This window comes from Anaerorhabdus sp., from assembly GCF_036641015.1.
Taxonomy (GTDB): Bacteria; Bacillota_I; Bacilli_A; order Erysipelotrichales; family Erysipelotrichaceae; genus Anaerorhabdus.
The window spans coordinates 1-14,334 of record NZ_JAVWFO010000046.1 but is presented as its reverse complement, the minus strand read 5'-3'; the positions used below and the strand labels follow the sequence as shown (position 1 = coordinate 14,334).

The 14,334-nt window shown below is 30.9% G+C and carries 16 protein-coding genes and 3 tRNA genes; 18 read left to right on the top strand and 1 reads right to left on the bottom strand.

Annotated features, from left to right (window positions below):
• The 6 genes from RR430_RS07280 to smpB form a co-directional block, all read left to right on the top strand.
• A partial coding sequence (locus RR430_RS07280; RefSeq protein ID WP_332508833.1) for a hypothetical protein occupies window positions 1–119 on the top strand: 119 nt, incomplete at its 5' end.
• A gap of 111 nt (window positions 120–230) precedes the next feature.
• On the top strand, window positions 231–1,130 hold the full coding sequence (locus RR430_RS07275; RefSeq protein WP_332488504.1) for an SPL family radical SAM protein: 900 nt from the start codon (window positions 231–233) through the stop codon (window positions 1,128–1,130).
• 211 nt (window positions 1,131–1,341) lie between these two features.
• Window positions 1,342–1,869, top strand: coding sequence for a hypothetical protein (locus RR430_RS07270; protein WP_332488505.1), 528 nt, complete (start codon window positions 1,342–1,344; stop codon window positions 1,867–1,869).
• Window positions 1,870–2,101: 232 nt separating this feature from the next.
• A complete protein-coding gene (gene secG / locus RR430_RS07265; RefSeq protein ID WP_332488506.1) occupies window positions 2,102–2,323 on the top strand; it encodes a preprotein translocase subunit SecG in 222 nt (73 codons plus the stop codon).
• Window positions 2,324–2,373: 50 nt separating this feature from the next.
• Window positions 2,374–4,506 carry a ribonuclease R gene (gene rnr, locus RR430_RS07260; protein WP_332488508.1) on the top strand — a complete coding sequence of 711 codons (2,133 nt, stop codon included), beginning with the start codon at window positions 2,374–2,376 and terminating at the stop codon, window positions 4,504–4,506.
• A gap of 30 nt (window positions 4,507–4,536) precedes the next feature.
• Window positions 4,537–4,986: an SsrA-binding protein SmpB gene (gene smpB, locus RR430_RS07255; RefSeq protein ID WP_442878276.1), complete on the top strand. Its 450-nt coding sequence runs from the start codon at window positions 4,537–4,539 to the stop codon at window positions 4,984–4,986.
• Here the strand turns inward: smpB and RR430_RS07250 are convergent.
• Entirely contained in the window at window positions 4,983–5,648 is a 666-nt protein-coding gene (locus tag RR430_RS07250; RefSeq protein ID WP_332488512.1) for a Crp/Fnr family transcriptional regulator, read from the bottom strand. The two genes, smpB and RR430_RS07250, sit on opposite strands and share 4 nt — an antisense overlap.
• A gap of 84 nt (window positions 5,649–5,732) precedes the next feature.
• Here RR430_RS07250 and RR430_RS07245 point away from each other — a divergent pair, with 84 nt between their 5' ends.
• From RR430_RS07245 to RR430_RS07190, 12 genes are all read left to right on the top strand, one after another.
• Window positions 5,733–6,425 carry a 4Fe-4S binding protein gene (locus RR430_RS07245; RefSeq protein WP_332488514.1) on the top strand — a complete coding sequence of 231 codons (693 nt, stop codon included), beginning with the start codon at window positions 5,733–5,735 and terminating at the stop codon, window positions 6,423–6,425.
• 129 nt (window positions 6,426–6,554) lie between these two features.
• Window positions 6,555–7,112, top strand: coding sequence for an HdeD family acid-resistance protein (locus tag RR430_RS07240; protein WP_332488516.1), 558 nt, complete (start codon window positions 6,555–6,557; stop codon window positions 7,110–7,112).
• A gap of 97 nt (window positions 7,113–7,209) precedes the next feature.
• On the top strand, window positions 7,210–7,773 hold the full coding sequence (locus RR430_RS07235; RefSeq protein WP_332488517.1) for a lytic transglycosylase domain-containing protein: 564 nt from the start codon (window positions 7,210–7,212) through the stop codon (window positions 7,771–7,773).
• An 11-nt stretch (window positions 7,774–7,784) separates the two neighbouring features.
• Window positions 7,785–8,231 (top strand): ribose 5-phosphate isomerase B, encoded by a 447-nt coding sequence (rpiB, locus tag RR430_RS07230; RefSeq protein ID WP_332488519.1) that lies wholly within the window; start codon window positions 7,785–7,787, stop codon window positions 8,229–8,231.
• Between the two features lie 136 nt (window positions 8,232–8,367).
• On the top strand, window positions 8,368–9,735 hold the full coding sequence (locus tag RR430_RS07225; protein WP_332488520.1) for an MATE family efflux transporter: 1,368 nt from the start codon (window positions 8,368–8,370) through the stop codon (window positions 9,733–9,735).
• A 106-nt stretch (window positions 9,736–9,841) separates the two neighbouring features.
• Complete coding sequence (locus tag RR430_RS07220) at window positions 9,842–11,575, top strand: ABC transporter ATP-binding protein/permease (RefSeq protein ID WP_332488521.1); 1,734 nt, start codon at window positions 9,842–9,844, stop codon at window positions 11,573–11,575.
• Window positions 11,572–13,221, top strand: a complete 1,650-nt coding sequence (locus RR430_RS07215; protein WP_332488522.1) for an amino acid ABC transporter ATP-binding/permease protein — start codon at window positions 11,572–11,574, stop codon at window positions 13,219–13,221. The genes RR430_RS07220 and RR430_RS07215 overlap by 4 nt, the downstream gene beginning before the upstream one ends.
• Complete coding sequence (locus RR430_RS07210) at window positions 13,221–13,544, top strand: nitrous oxide-stimulated promoter family protein (RefSeq protein ID WP_332488523.1); 324 nt, start codon at window positions 13,221–13,223, stop codon at window positions 13,542–13,544. Before RR430_RS07215 ends, RR430_RS07210 begins: the two co-directional genes overlap by 1 nt.
• Window positions 13,541–13,918 carry a YbaN family protein gene (locus tag RR430_RS07205; RefSeq protein WP_332488524.1) on the top strand — a complete coding sequence of 126 codons (378 nt, stop codon included), beginning with the start codon at window positions 13,541–13,543 and terminating at the stop codon, window positions 13,916–13,918. The genes RR430_RS07210 and RR430_RS07205 overlap by 4 nt, the downstream gene beginning before the upstream one ends.
• A gap of 99 nt (window positions 13,919–14,017) precedes the next feature.
• A tRNA-Asn gene (locus RR430_RS07200) sits at window positions 14,018–14,093 on the top strand.
• 8 nt (window positions 14,094–14,101) lie between these two features.
• A tRNA-Glu gene (locus tag RR430_RS07195) sits at window positions 14,102–14,178 on the top strand.
• Window positions 14,179–14,249: 71 nt separating this feature from the next.
• Window positions 14,250–14,325: transfer RNA gene (locus RR430_RS07190), tRNA-Lys, on the top strand.
• The last annotated feature ends 9 nt before the right edge of the window (window positions 14,326–14,334 follow it).

The window sequence follows — 14,334 nt, the reverse complement described above, 5'->3', positions numbered from 1 at the left end:
CAATGTCTCGTACAGACCGTATTGCAAAATACAACCAATTAATCCGTATTGAAGACGAATTAGGAACTGTTGCAAAATATCTTGGACGTCAAGCTTTCTACAACGTTAAAAACAAATAGTTAAAACATGAAACTCATTGACTTCGGTTGATGAGTTTTTATTATGCAATTATGTAAACATGGCAATTGATGTCAAGTTATATCTAGTATAATAGAATAGAGGTGAATAGTATGAAAACAGTTCCTGCAAAAACAATAGTTACAAATGCCAAAAATGATTTTTGGTTTGGTGCTAAATATAATATGAATATTTATCGTGGTTGTTGCCATGGTTGTATTTATTGTGACTCAAGAAGTGAATGTTATCATGTAGAGAATTTTGATGAGGTGTGTGCAAAAGAAGATGCATTACGTATTATTCGAGATGATCTAAGAAGAAAAAAAGTAAAAGGAGTTGTAGGTACTGGTGCAATGAGTGATCCATACAATCCATTTGAAGAAAAGGAACAACTTACAAGGCATGCCTTAGAACTAATTAATGCATATGGTTTTGGACTTGAATTATCAACTAAAAGTGATTTGGTTACAAGAGACATAGATATATTAAAAGAAATAAAGGAACATAGTCCAGTATTAATTAATATGACTATCACGACAGTGGATGATGAATTGTGTAAAATTATAGAACCGAACGTATGTGTAAGTTCAAAACGATTTGAAGCATTAAAGAAAATTAGTGATGCAGGAATTGATACATGTATTCTTATGATGCCTATATTACCTTGGATTACTGATAGTGATGATAATATAAAAGAATTAGTTAAAAGAGCGCATGAATGTGGAGTAAAATATATATATTCAGGATTTGGTGTTACATTAAGAATGAATCAACGAGATTACTACTATGAGAAATTAGATAAGTATTTCCCAGGACTTAAAGATAAATATCAAAAAAAGTATCGTGATAATTATTCATGTGCAATTCCAACTGTTAAAACGAAATATAAAATGTTTGTAGATGAATGTAAAAAATATGGAATCATAACTGATATGAAACAAATAATACGTGGATATCAATCAAATTATAAGAAGTCTCAATTATCAATATTTGATGATATAAATAAGATTTAAAATATTTATTCAAAATTACGTTATAATAATATTTAAAAAGTTTTATTACTATTATTTTTCTTAGGGATATTGAGTACTTAAGTTATTTTGAAACAGTTAGATATAAATGGATACTAATAGAAGGAATATTGAATGAAGTGAATAAATGATTAATTAAGTGTATTTTTGCTATTGTTAATGATGTTATTTAGTTGGAGGAAGAGGGGAAAATATGAAAAAAATAATATGCTTGTTACTAATCACAGTATTGATTGGTGGATGTACAACAAAAGTGAATCAACAAGTAGAGGAAACACCAAAAGAAGAAATTACAGAACCAAATGAAGAGTTAATATACAGTGTAGTTGATGGTGTAAGACATTATACAGTAAATGATTATGTAGATGTTACTATTTCTGATAAAGTGCCAGTAGAATTTCAAGTTGTCATTACTCATGAAGAGAATGAGGATAGAGCGACATTGTATTATGTGGAAGAAGGATGCAATGTAGATGATAAAAGTTGTTCTAGCTTAATAAGAACATTTAGGATGTCACCAGAGTTTACTGATAGTTCTGTGGAAAATATGGAAACAATTGGTGGGTTAGATGAATGCATAGAAGAAATGTGTGTCTATGCAATAATGTATCAAAAACCATTAGAGAAAACAGAAGCATACCAAAAATTCTTAGATGATAATGATGCAAAAGCAGAGGATCAAAAAATTGATTTAACTTATTACTTTGAGTTTAAAAAATAAAGAGAAGATGTGATTTAATATCTGGAGTAAGAACTGGTTTGTATTTAATCAGTTCTTTATTAAACTTGTTAGAAGAGCTTGATGCAGGTTTTATGTGATTATTAGCTGTTTTAGTCTATTTATTAAGGTATTTCAATGGTTATGGACATAGAAATGTACCTATTTGCAAATTGTACCTCATGTGCTATAATTATTTAGCAATGTTTGAATCATTCGCTAGGAGGAGAAGTTTATGCTAGATATTTTATTGATGGTCGTATCCGCTGCATTAATTATTCTTTCTTTACTACAAAGTGGAAAATCAGATGGTATCTCAGGTGCTTTTACAGGTAGCGGTGGATTAAATCTATTTGCCAATACGAAAGAAAGAGGATCTGAGAAGATTATTTCAAACCTTACATTAGGTATTGGAATTCTATTCTTTGTTCTTGTAATAATAATGAGAATTATGTAGGAAAGGCCATGTGCCTTTTTTATTTTCAAAAGAGAGGGAGGTGAAACTCTATGGAAATGATAGAATTAAAAAATAGTTTGTACTCAAAAATTGAAACAGGTAAGATGGGTACATATGATATTGAAAGATTAGCAAAAGAGTTCAATTTAACATCTACATCCGATTTTGTATTATTAAACAAACTATTAAATCAGTTAGAAGATGAATATGTAATAGCACGTAATCCAAAGAACTTCTTTTTAACTGCAATACAAGCAGGTATTTATAAAGGAAATATATCAATTAATAGAAAAGGATTTGGGTTTCTAGATTTAGATGAAAACCATAGTATTTATATTAGTCCAGATGATTTAAAAGGTGCCATGAATAAAGATGAGGTTGTTGTTAAGTTATTTAAGTTAGAGAGTAACGAAGGTGAAGTAGTTAAAATAATTACTCGTAATACTGATATTTGTATTGGTACTTTTAAGGTATTTAAGGGAGCTATTCAAGTCGAGCTAGATGATGAACGCTTGAAGGGAAGAATAGTAGTTAAAAACTTATCAAAATTTAAAGTGGTGTCAGGAACAAAGGCGCAGTTTAAAATTGTTAAAATGCTTAAACATACAATTGACTTAGAAATTATGCAATTACTTGGACATAAGGATGATCCAGGAGTAGATGTATTGTCAATATTATTACAGCATGATATTAATCCAGTTTTTCCTGATGAAGTAATTGATGAGGCTAATGCAATATCGCAAGAAGTATTACCTGAACAAAAAATAGGTAGAAAAGATTGTACTAATTTAATAGTGGTTACTATTGATGGTGATGATTCAAAAGACTTTGATGATGCGATTAGTATTGTTAAAGAAGACGATAATTATCGCTTGTATGTGCACATTGCTGATGTTTCATATTATGTAACAGAGAATAGTGCTCTTGATATTGAAGCGGAAAATCGTGGTACATCAACTTATGTTACTGATCGAGTTGTACCAATGTTACCGCATGTATTATCAAATGGAATATGTTCATTAAATCCAAAGGTAGAACGACTTACATTAACGTGTGAAATGGTTATTGATTCTAATGGAGAGGTTACAACTTATGAAATTTATCCATCAATAATTCGTTCAACTGAAAGAATGACATATAATAATGTTAATAAGATTTTAAAACATGATGAAGTATTATGTCGAAGATATGAACATTTAGGTAATCTTTTTGAAATGATGGAAGATTGTGCTAAACGTATTAGAAAACGTAGAGAACTTGCGGGAGCAATCGATTTTGAAAAAGACGAAGCTAAAATTATTGTGGATAAAAATGGTAGAGTACAAGATATCCAACTAAGAGATCGTGGAGAGTCTGAGAAAATAATTGAAGATTTCATGATATGTGCTAATGTAACGGTTGCAAAACATATGAAATGGTTAGAAATACCATCTCTTTATCGTGTTCATGAACAGCCTTTAGCAAAGAAGTTAAGAGATTTTGCGCGAATGGCATTGGTTTTGGGACACAAATTTAAAGGAAATATTGAAGAAGTTAGACCGATAGAAATTCAAAAATTCTTAAGTCAATTTAAGGATGAACCAGAATATCCCGTTGTGTCGACTATGTTGTTGAGATCTATGCAAAAGGCTAAGTATGATGCAAAATGTTTAGGACACTTTGGATTAGCGCTCGATGAGTACTTGCATTTTACATCTCCAATTAGACGATATCCTGATTTAATTGTTCATAGAATGTTACATAAATATTCATTTAATCATTGCTTGGATGTTGAAGAAATTAAAAAAGATGAGCTTAAGATGGATAAACTAGGACAAGAAACATCCGATCGTGAACGCGCATCAACGGAAGCTGAACGTGACGTTGAGGATATGAAGAAAGCTGAATTCATGGAAAATAAGATTGGATTATACTATGATGGTGTAATTAGCTCTGTGACTAAATTTGGTTTCTTTGTGGAATTAGCTAATACAGTGGAAGGATTAGTTCATGTGCAAAGCTTAACTGATGATTACTACAACTTTGATGAATCAAACTTTCAATTAATTGGTGAACGTACTGGAACTGTGTATCGTTTAGGCCAAGAAGTGAGAATCAAATGTAGTGATGCTAGCAAAGAAAAAGGAACAATAGATTTTATTGTTCATAAAGATAAGAAAAAGAAGAAACAACGTTGGATTTAAGTTATAATAGAAATTAAGGAGTGATTCTTGATGAGTGAAAAAATAATATCTTTAAACCGAAGTGCGAGTCATGAATACTTTTTAGAAGATCGCTTTGAGGCAGGGATAGTACTAGTTGGTACGGAAATTAAATCGATTAGACAAGGGAAGGTTCAATTTAAAGATGCCTTTATATCAATTGTAGACGGTGAAGCATTTGTTAAGGAAATGCATATTGCCCAATATGATCATGGTAACCAGTTTAATCACGATGAAACACGTATTAGAAAACTATTATTGAATAAAACAGAGATACGTAAACTTCAAACTAAAATCAAATTGAAGGGATATACTGTTGTTCCTACCAAGATGTATCTTAAAAATGGTAGAGCTAAATTAGAGATTGCTTTAGCAAAAGGTAAAGCACTTTATGACAAAAGGCAAGATGATAAGCTTAAAACGGCTAAAAGAGAAATGGAAAAGGCAACTAAATTACGCTAGTTGCTTTTTAATATTGTAAATTTGTTTTTATGATAGTTTAATAGTTTCTCTTTCTTCATTTTAGATAATTCATATGAACATGCACTTCTATCGATGGATAAGTAATCTGCAAGTTCTTGACGATTATATGGTATTTCAAAAGTAGCGCTTTGGTTTTTTATTGCTTCTGATGATAAATATGAATTTAGTTTTTCACGAATTGATCGCTTTGATAAGTGTTCGATTTTTTTTGTAAGCATCAAATTCTTGTTTGTAAATTCTTGCAATAGATGAATAATAAAAATTTGTTTATGTGAACAACTTGAATCATTGTTTAAAATATTCTGGGTGGGTATAAATAATACAGATACATCACTTGTTGCAATTACTTCGACGGGTATGTGATTTACTTGGGCAATTGCATAGACTTCTCCAAATGTGTCACCCATAGATAATTCTGTAAGTATACTGCAATTACCCCAAAAATCAATTGAAGAAATTTGTACTGTTCCACTTAGAATTATTCCTATATTGGAGATTGAATCATTAATGTGATAGATAATTTGGTCTTTTTTAAATGAAAGATCTTTTGCTTTTAGACAAGTAAGTATTTCATTGATTGAGGAATATTCAATTTTATTTAATAATTTTATTTTCTTATGTACTTCAGGAGATATAATCATAATTCACCTTTCGTTGTAAAAACAACGGATTCTTTGAATTTATTCTAGTATATTATGGATGTGAAAACAAGGAAGGTGTATTTTATGAAAAGACGAATTATCAAAATCGATGAAGAAAAATGTAATGGGTGTTCTGCGTGTGCAGTAGCGTGCCATGAAGGAGCTATTGGTATGGTTAATGGGAAAGCTAAATTACTAAGAGATGACTATTGTGATGGCTTAGGAGATTGCTTACCTACATGTCCCACTGGTGCGATAACATTTGAAGAAAGAGAAGCGTTGGCATATGATAATGCAGCAGTACAAGCTAATATGCAAAGGAAAGAAGAGTTATTACCTTGTGGATGTCCAGGATCACAATCAAGAATAATTGAGCAGTCGCATCATGAAAAAATGTACAATAATATAAAAGAAAGTAGTGAACTAAGACAATGGCCGGTACAAATACAATTAGTACCTATACAAGCACCATATTTTGATGGATGCAAATTATTAGTGGCGGCTGATTGTACAGCATATGCGTATGCAAGTTTTCATCAAGATTTTATTCGTAATCATGTAACGTTAATCGGATGTCCTAAATTGGATAATGTTGATTACACAAGTAAATTAACTGAAATATTACGTAATAATGATATTCAAGAATTAAAGATTGTACGAATGGAAGTTCCTTGTTGTGGTGGTATTGAGAATGCATGTAAGCAAGCATTAAAGAATAGTGGTAAATTTATCCCTTGGCAAGTTATTACAATATCTACTAATGGAGAAATACTATAATTAAAAAAGTTGAACTTAAAATTAGTTATTATTACTTATTAGTATCGTGTATAGTTAAAATCACTTTTCTTGTAGATAATTATTTTTAGAAATAAAATAAAAATATACAGAAAAAGGAGATTTAATTTTATGGAAAATGTTCTCAAGGGAGCAAAGGAATACGTATATATTCAATCAATCGGATCAATCATATTTGGATTGTTCTTAATGATATGGCCTTTTAAGACGACGATAATTTCATTATCGATTGGAGCAGGGATATTATTTGTTTTGGGTGTATTTGGTTTTATTAGTTATTTTGTGAATCGCAAAAAAGAAGATGGGACACAACACACAGATTGGAGTATTGGTTTATTACAAATATTGTTAGCTGCATTAATTTTCGTATTTCCAGCTACTGTTGTGGCTTCAATGACATATCTAATTGGAGGATACATAGTACTAAATAGTATACTTAATGCAACAAAGGCAATTCAATATAGAAAGCAAGGTCTATCTAATTGGGGATGGATTGTAGCGTTTAATCTATTTACATTGCTTGGAGGAATTTATATCTTTGTTAATCCATTCGTTGGATTCCAAGTTATCTTACAAGTTTCTGCAATTCTATTAATTACAAAAGGTATCATCGATATGATTGCTTATAACATGATGATGAAAGAATTAAAGGGACAACATAGTTTCTAAACAGTAAACTTCACATTTGAAATATACAACTATGTATTGATGTGGAGTTTTTTTTTCTTTGCTTGTTTTCACTTGAGAATTCGATATAATAGTGGGTATGAAGAAAAAGAAAAAGATAAAACCAGTCTATCTTGTATTGTTTGCTATATTTTTAGTTTACTTGAGTGTTCAAGTGGAATCAAAAGCAAGTAGTCTTAAAAATGAATATCCTAAGCCTTATCATTCCGTTGTTCGTGAGATGTCAGAAAAATACAATGTTGATGAGAATCTTATTTATGCCATTATGAGACAAGAAAGCAAATATAAATCAGATGCTGTTTCAAAAGCTGATGCGAGAGGATTGTTACAAATTACTGAGCCAACTTTTGATTGGTTGAAAATGAAAATGAATGATTCTGAAACGGTTTATGATGATTTATTTGATCCGAGTATAAATATTCGCTATGGTGCTTATTTCTTAAGTTTATTAAGAAATGAATTTGAACAGACTGCTACTCAATTAGCTGGATATAATGCAGGATTAAATATTACAAAGACATGGTTAAGTGATGATCAATATTCAAAAGATGGTAAATCATTATTGGTAATACCATACCCTGAAACTAAAACATATGTTAAAATTGTTTTAGAGAATTATAAAATATATGAAGAAATTTATTAGGAGGAAAATTTATGAAAATTGGTATAGGAAATGATCATACAGCGGTAGAGTTAAAAAATGAAATTCTTAAGCACTTGATTAGTAGAGGTTTTGAAGTTGTGAATTATGGTACAGATGAAGTGTCGAGTTATAACTATGCTTTAGCAGGAGAGACGGTATCTAATGCAGTGGTTAAAGGGGATGTTGATTGTGGTATATGTATTTGTGGAACAGGTATCGGTATTTCTATTGCTTGTAATAAGGTAAATGGAATTCGTGCTTGTGTATGTTCAGAACCATTCTCTGCTAAATTATCTAAGCAACATAACAATTCAAATATTTTGTGTTTTGGAGCACGTGTGGTTGGAAGTGAATTAGCAAAGATGATTGTTGATGAATGGCTAGATGCTACTTATGAAGGTGGTAGACATGCTGAACGTGTCCAAACAATCATGGATATTCAAGATCGTAATTGTTAAGAGTTAGTTAAATGCTAACTCTTTTAATTTACAAATGTTGATGAGTTTGTCAAAATACAAAAGAGGATAATTATCAATTGAAGTATAGTTACTTAATGTGATAAACTTATACCCATATAAGAACGGGGGAAGTGTGATGAATTTATCTAAATACATAGGCGATAAAGCGTTTATGAGAACAGCGATACTTGTTGGCGTGCCACTCATGCTTCAACAATTAATCACTGGATCGGTAAATCTAGTTGATAATTTAATGGTTGGTCAATTAGGGGATGCAGCTATTGGTGGTGTTGCGGCAGTAAATAGATTTTATATTATTGCGCAATATGGAACAAATGGTATTGTTGCGGCGGGTTCAATATTTATAGCGCAATATTATGGAGCTAGAAATCAAGAGAAGATGAAAGAATCATTTAGATTTTTGATTAATATATCTTGTGCAATTATGTTTTTGTTTTTCTTATTAGCGATATTGTTTCCAACAGCAATCTTAAACTTTTTTACAGCAGATGCAGAAACGATAAAAATGGGAGTATATTATATTCGCCTAGTAGCATGGTCTTATTTACCAATTGCACTTACATTATGTTTATCAGGTGCAATGAGAGCGGTGGGAGAAACAAAAATACCATTGTTTGTAAGTGCTATTGCAGTTATTACAAATACCATTCTAAACTATTGTCTTATTTTTGGTAAATTTGGATTTCCAATGCTTGGAATTCGTGGGGCTGCGTATGCAACTATAGTGGCTCGATTTATTGAAGTTGGTGTATTGTTGTATTTCTTAAAAGAACGTGATTTTGGTTTCAAAACAAATGTGAAAGAAATATTTCTAGTACCTGTAACTTTATCTAAGAAAATTATGATTAAGGCCGCTCCATTAGCGATGAATGAAATATTATGGTCTGCTGGTATGGCAACATTATTTAAATTCTATTCTACAAGGGGACCTGAAGTAATGTCTGGATATTCAATTGCCAGTACAATAGGAGATATCTTCTTTGTATTGTTTGGTGGTATGGCAGCAGCATCGACGGTACTTATTTCTCAACCGCTAGGTGCAAATAAACTTGATGAGGCCAAACGTCATGGGTATCAACTGATGGGATTTAGTTTTGTCTTATCATTCATATTTGCTTCACTGATGTTTGTATCAAGTTTCTACATACCTTATTTGTATCACAATGTATCAGTGGATGCCCTTAAGATTGCCGAAGTTATGTTGCGTATACAAAGTGTTATGTTTGCTATTTATGTACTTAATACCCAAAACTATTTTATACTGAGAGCCGGTGGAGATACAAAATCAACACTAATAATGGATAGTGCATTTATGTGGTGTATTAACATTCCGTTAGTTGGTATATTGGCATATTATTCACCATTAAATGCGTTTCTATTGTATATTGCAGGACAATCAACGGATTTAATCAAACTATGTTTTGGATATTGGTTAGTTCGTAAGGAGAAATGGTTAGTTAACTTAACACATGAACCTCTCTAAACACATTGACAAAATGAAAATTTAAATTTAAACTAGAGTAGTTAGGTAAAACTAACTATTTTATTGTGTTGGTGGTTAGTTGCACCTAACTCACGGAGGTTTGCATATGATGATTAACAAAAGGTTAATACAAAGCATGGGAGAATCGAAGAAAAGTATAAGTTTAAATGTGTTTTATCAATGGCTAAATTTACTTGGAACTATTGTGATATTGTTTATGCTTGGATATTTAATGCAGGGTGTATTTTATAAACAGGTAAATAATATTCAGTTAGTAATTTGTGTAGTTCTAGTAATTATAGTTTTATGGTTTAAATCATTTTGTACGATTATGGTGAGTGATTCTAGCTACATGGCTTCAAAAGATGTTAAGAGGAAGCTTAGGGGCTTGTTGTTCGATAAACTGTTAAGACTTGGATCTTCGTATACAAATGAAATATCGTCTGCTGAAGTGGTTCAATTGGCTTCTGAAGGGATAGAGCAATTGGAAAGTTATTTTGGACAATATCTTCCTCAGCTTGTATACAGCTTGTTAGCCCCAGTTACTTTGTTTATTGTTATAGCACCAATTGATTTAAAGATAGCACTTATTTTGGTATGTTGTGTTCCTTTAATACCTATCTCAATTATTGTTGTACAAAAAGTGGCAAAAAAATTATTGAGTAAGTATTGGGGGCAATATACGAAGTTAGGTGATTCCTTCTTAGAAAATCTACAAGGCTTAACAACTTTAAAAATATATCAAGCTGATCAAGATAAACATAATCAAATGAATAAAGAATCTGAGAAGTTTAGACGGGTAACTATGAAGGTATTATCAATGCAATTAAATTCAATTATTGTAATGGATATAATTGCATATGGAGCGTCTGCATTGGGCATAGGAATTGCGATAACATCATTCCTTAGTGGTTCAATTAACATTGCACAAACATTTATAATTATTATGTTAAGTGCTGAATTCTTTTTGCCTCTTAGATTATTGGGTTCATACTTTCATATAGCGATGAATGGAATAGCTTCTAGTGATAAGATATTTAAATTTTTAGATAGTAAAGAAAAGAAAAAAACAGAAAAAAATGTTAATTCTAATGATATTACAATTGAGTTTGAAGATGTAACATTTGGATATAGTAATCAAGTAGTACTAAACAAATGTAGTTTTACAGTGCTACCAAATCAAATGACCGCAGTTGTTGGGGAAAGTGGTAGCGGAAAAAGTACTATAGCATCATTATTAATGAAGAAAAGAGAAGTTAGTAATGGGAATATATTTATCAACGGAAATTTGATTAATGAAATAAACGAACAAGATTTAATGAACAATATTACATATGTTTCATTTAATAGTTATTTGTTTAAGGGAACAGTTAAGAGTAATTTATTAATGGGAAATTATGAAGCTAGTGATGAAATGTTAGACAATGTTTTAACTCAGGTAGCATTAAAAGATTTCTTTAATTCAGAGCAAGGATTAGAAACTAAAATACTAGAAAAGGGAAGTAATTTATCAGGAGGGCAACAACAACGATTGGCATTAGCACGTGCACTTTTACATGATAGCCCAGTATATATATTTGATGAAGCTACATCTAATATTGATGTAGAAAGTGAGAATAAAATAATTGAAATCATGCAACAACTTGCAAGAAATAGGACAGTTATTTTAATTACACATAGATTAATGAATGTAGTAAAGGCTGATAAGATTTTAGTGTTAAAAAATGGAGTAATAGTTGAAAGTGGTAAGCATGTTGATTTGTTAGAATTAAATAGTATCTATAATAATTATTTTAAAACACAAAGCGAAATAGAAAACTTTATAGGAGTAACTCTATGAAAAAATCAAAAATAAATATTATGATTAGACTAATAGTACTTGTAAAACCCATGATATTAATTATGTTATTAGCTATTGTTTTAGGGGTGTTAGGGTTTTTATGCGCTAATTTTATTCCGATATTAGGTAGTATTGCAATAAGCGATATTATAATGAATAAAAATTCGCTTATGCAAATAATTATAATTATTGGTATTATTGCAGTTGCTAGAGGAGTACTAAGGTATGGTGAACAAACATGTAATCACTATATTGCTTTTAAATTACTAGCAATACTTCGCGATAAGATATTTACTGTATTAAGAAAACTTGCGCCTGCTAAATTAGATGGCAAAGAAAAAGGCCAATTAATTAACATAATTACAAGTGATATTGAATTACTAGAAGTTTTTTATGCGCATACAATCTCACCTATTTGCATCGCTGTAATAATGAGTATAATTATGACTGTTTTCATTGGCAGTTATTCATTTATCTTAGGAGTTATTGCATTAACTGGATATATTGTAGTTGGTTTAGTCATTCCTTTTATCATATCAAAGAAAACCAGTGATTCAGCTACAATGATTAGAAAAGAAGTTGCGCAAATCGGAAGTTATTTTTTAGATAATATTCGTGGAATTAGTGAAAACATACAATATAATCAAGGGGATATAAAACTTAATGAAATAAACCAAGCAACCGAAATAATGTCTAGCAAAGAAAAACAATTAAAACGAATGTCTGGTATGACAACAATGTGGATAAATAATGTAATATTTGGATTTGGTATTTTGATGTTTGTTGTTTCAAGTATGTTATATATGGAACAAATTGTAGAGTTTAAAGCTGTACTTATTTCTACGGTGAGCATGATTAGTTCTTTTGGACCAGTGGTTGCATTGGGTAATCTAGGACATGGATTATCACAAACACTTGCATCAGGAGAACGTGTGTTAAGTTTGCTTGATGAGAAACCAATAATAGAAGAAGTTATAAATAAAAAGAATGTAGAATTTGCTAATGCTAGTTTGAATAATGTAACTTTCAAATATTTGGATACAGAGATATTAAGCGATTATAGTTTGAATATTCCAAAGAATCAAATAGTGGGTATTGTCGGTAAGAGTGGGGCTGGTAAATCTACTTTGTTAAAACTATTGATGCGATTTTGGGATGTGCAAGAGGGTGTTGTATCAATATCAAATGATGATATACGTAATATAAATACAAAGAGTTTAAGAGATAATCAAAGCTATGTAACTCAAGAAACAATTTTATTCAAGGATACAATAGAAAATAACATCAAAATAGCAAACAAGAATGCTAGTAAAGAGGATGTTGTTGAAGCTTGTAAAAAGGCATCAATTCATGATTTTATTGAAGGACTACCACAAGGATATAAGACACAGGTAGGTGAGTTGGGAGAAACGTTATCTGGAGGAGAGCGTCAAAGGATAGGTATGGCAAGAGCATTCTTACACGACGCACCATTTATTTTGCTAGATGAGCCTACAAGCAATCTGGATAGTTTAAATGAAGCGGTATTACTTAAATCTATCTATGAGCAAAAAGATGATAAAACGATTGTGCTAGTCTCTCATCGTGAATCTACAATGAAAATAGCCGATAGTGTTTTAGCAGTTAGTAATGGAAGAATAAGTTAATGAATAATATTGATCTAAAACGCGAAAGTGAAAAAGAATTGATTAAGAAAATGATAATGATTTATTGTAAAGGACATCATCATGCGTACATATGTGAAGAGTGTAATGATTTACTTATATATGCAATAGCAAAAATAGATAATTGTCCATTTATGGAAACTAAAACATTTTGTAGTCAATGTAAGATACATTGTTATCGAAGTAAATATAAAATGAAAATAAAAGAAGTCATGAAATATACTGGGCCAAGAATGTTATTGATTGATCCATTGGTTGTAATAAAGCATTTCATAGATTCTAGAAAAAAGGAGAGTTCAAAATGAAAAAAATATTATATATTGTTTTAGGGACGATGGGACTTGTTTTGGGAGCAATTGGAGCAATGATACCTCTACTGCCCTCGTTTCCATTTTTACTTCTTGCAGCGTATTGTTATGCGCGCAGTTCAAATCATTTACATGATTGGTTTATAAATACAAATTTATATAAGAATAATTTAGAAAGTTATGTGCAAGATAAATCAATGACAATGAAAACAAAGATAAGGATAATGATTATTGTAACAATAACAATGACATTTGGATTTGTTATGATGCATTCAGTTCCAGTAGGACAACTGGTTTTAGCAATCGTTTGGATCTTTCATTTATTCTATTTTATTTTCAAAATTAAGACTCGTGTTATAGAGGAATCATAGGTGATAAATAGTGCTCAAAAAAAACTGTAAAAAAAGATAAATTTTTTACAAATAATTGTTGCAATGAGGGACAGTGCATGTTATTATAATTGAGCACACGCCTAAATAGCTCAGTAGGTAGAGCAAACGGCTGTTAACCGTTAGGTCACAGGTTCGAGCCCTGTTTTAGGCGCCATTTTTTTTGGCTCGTTGGTGAAGCGGCTTAACACAGCGCCCTTTCACGGCGTCATTCACGGGTTCGAATCCCGTACGAGTCACCATTTAAAATAACAGCCCGGAAGGGCTTTATTTATTGAAAATATACTTTCAAAAGTATATAATATGAGTGCATGACTCCTTAGCTCAGATGGTAGAGCAACTGACTCTTAATCAGTGGGTCTGGGGTTCGATCCCCCAAGGAGTCACCATTTATATAA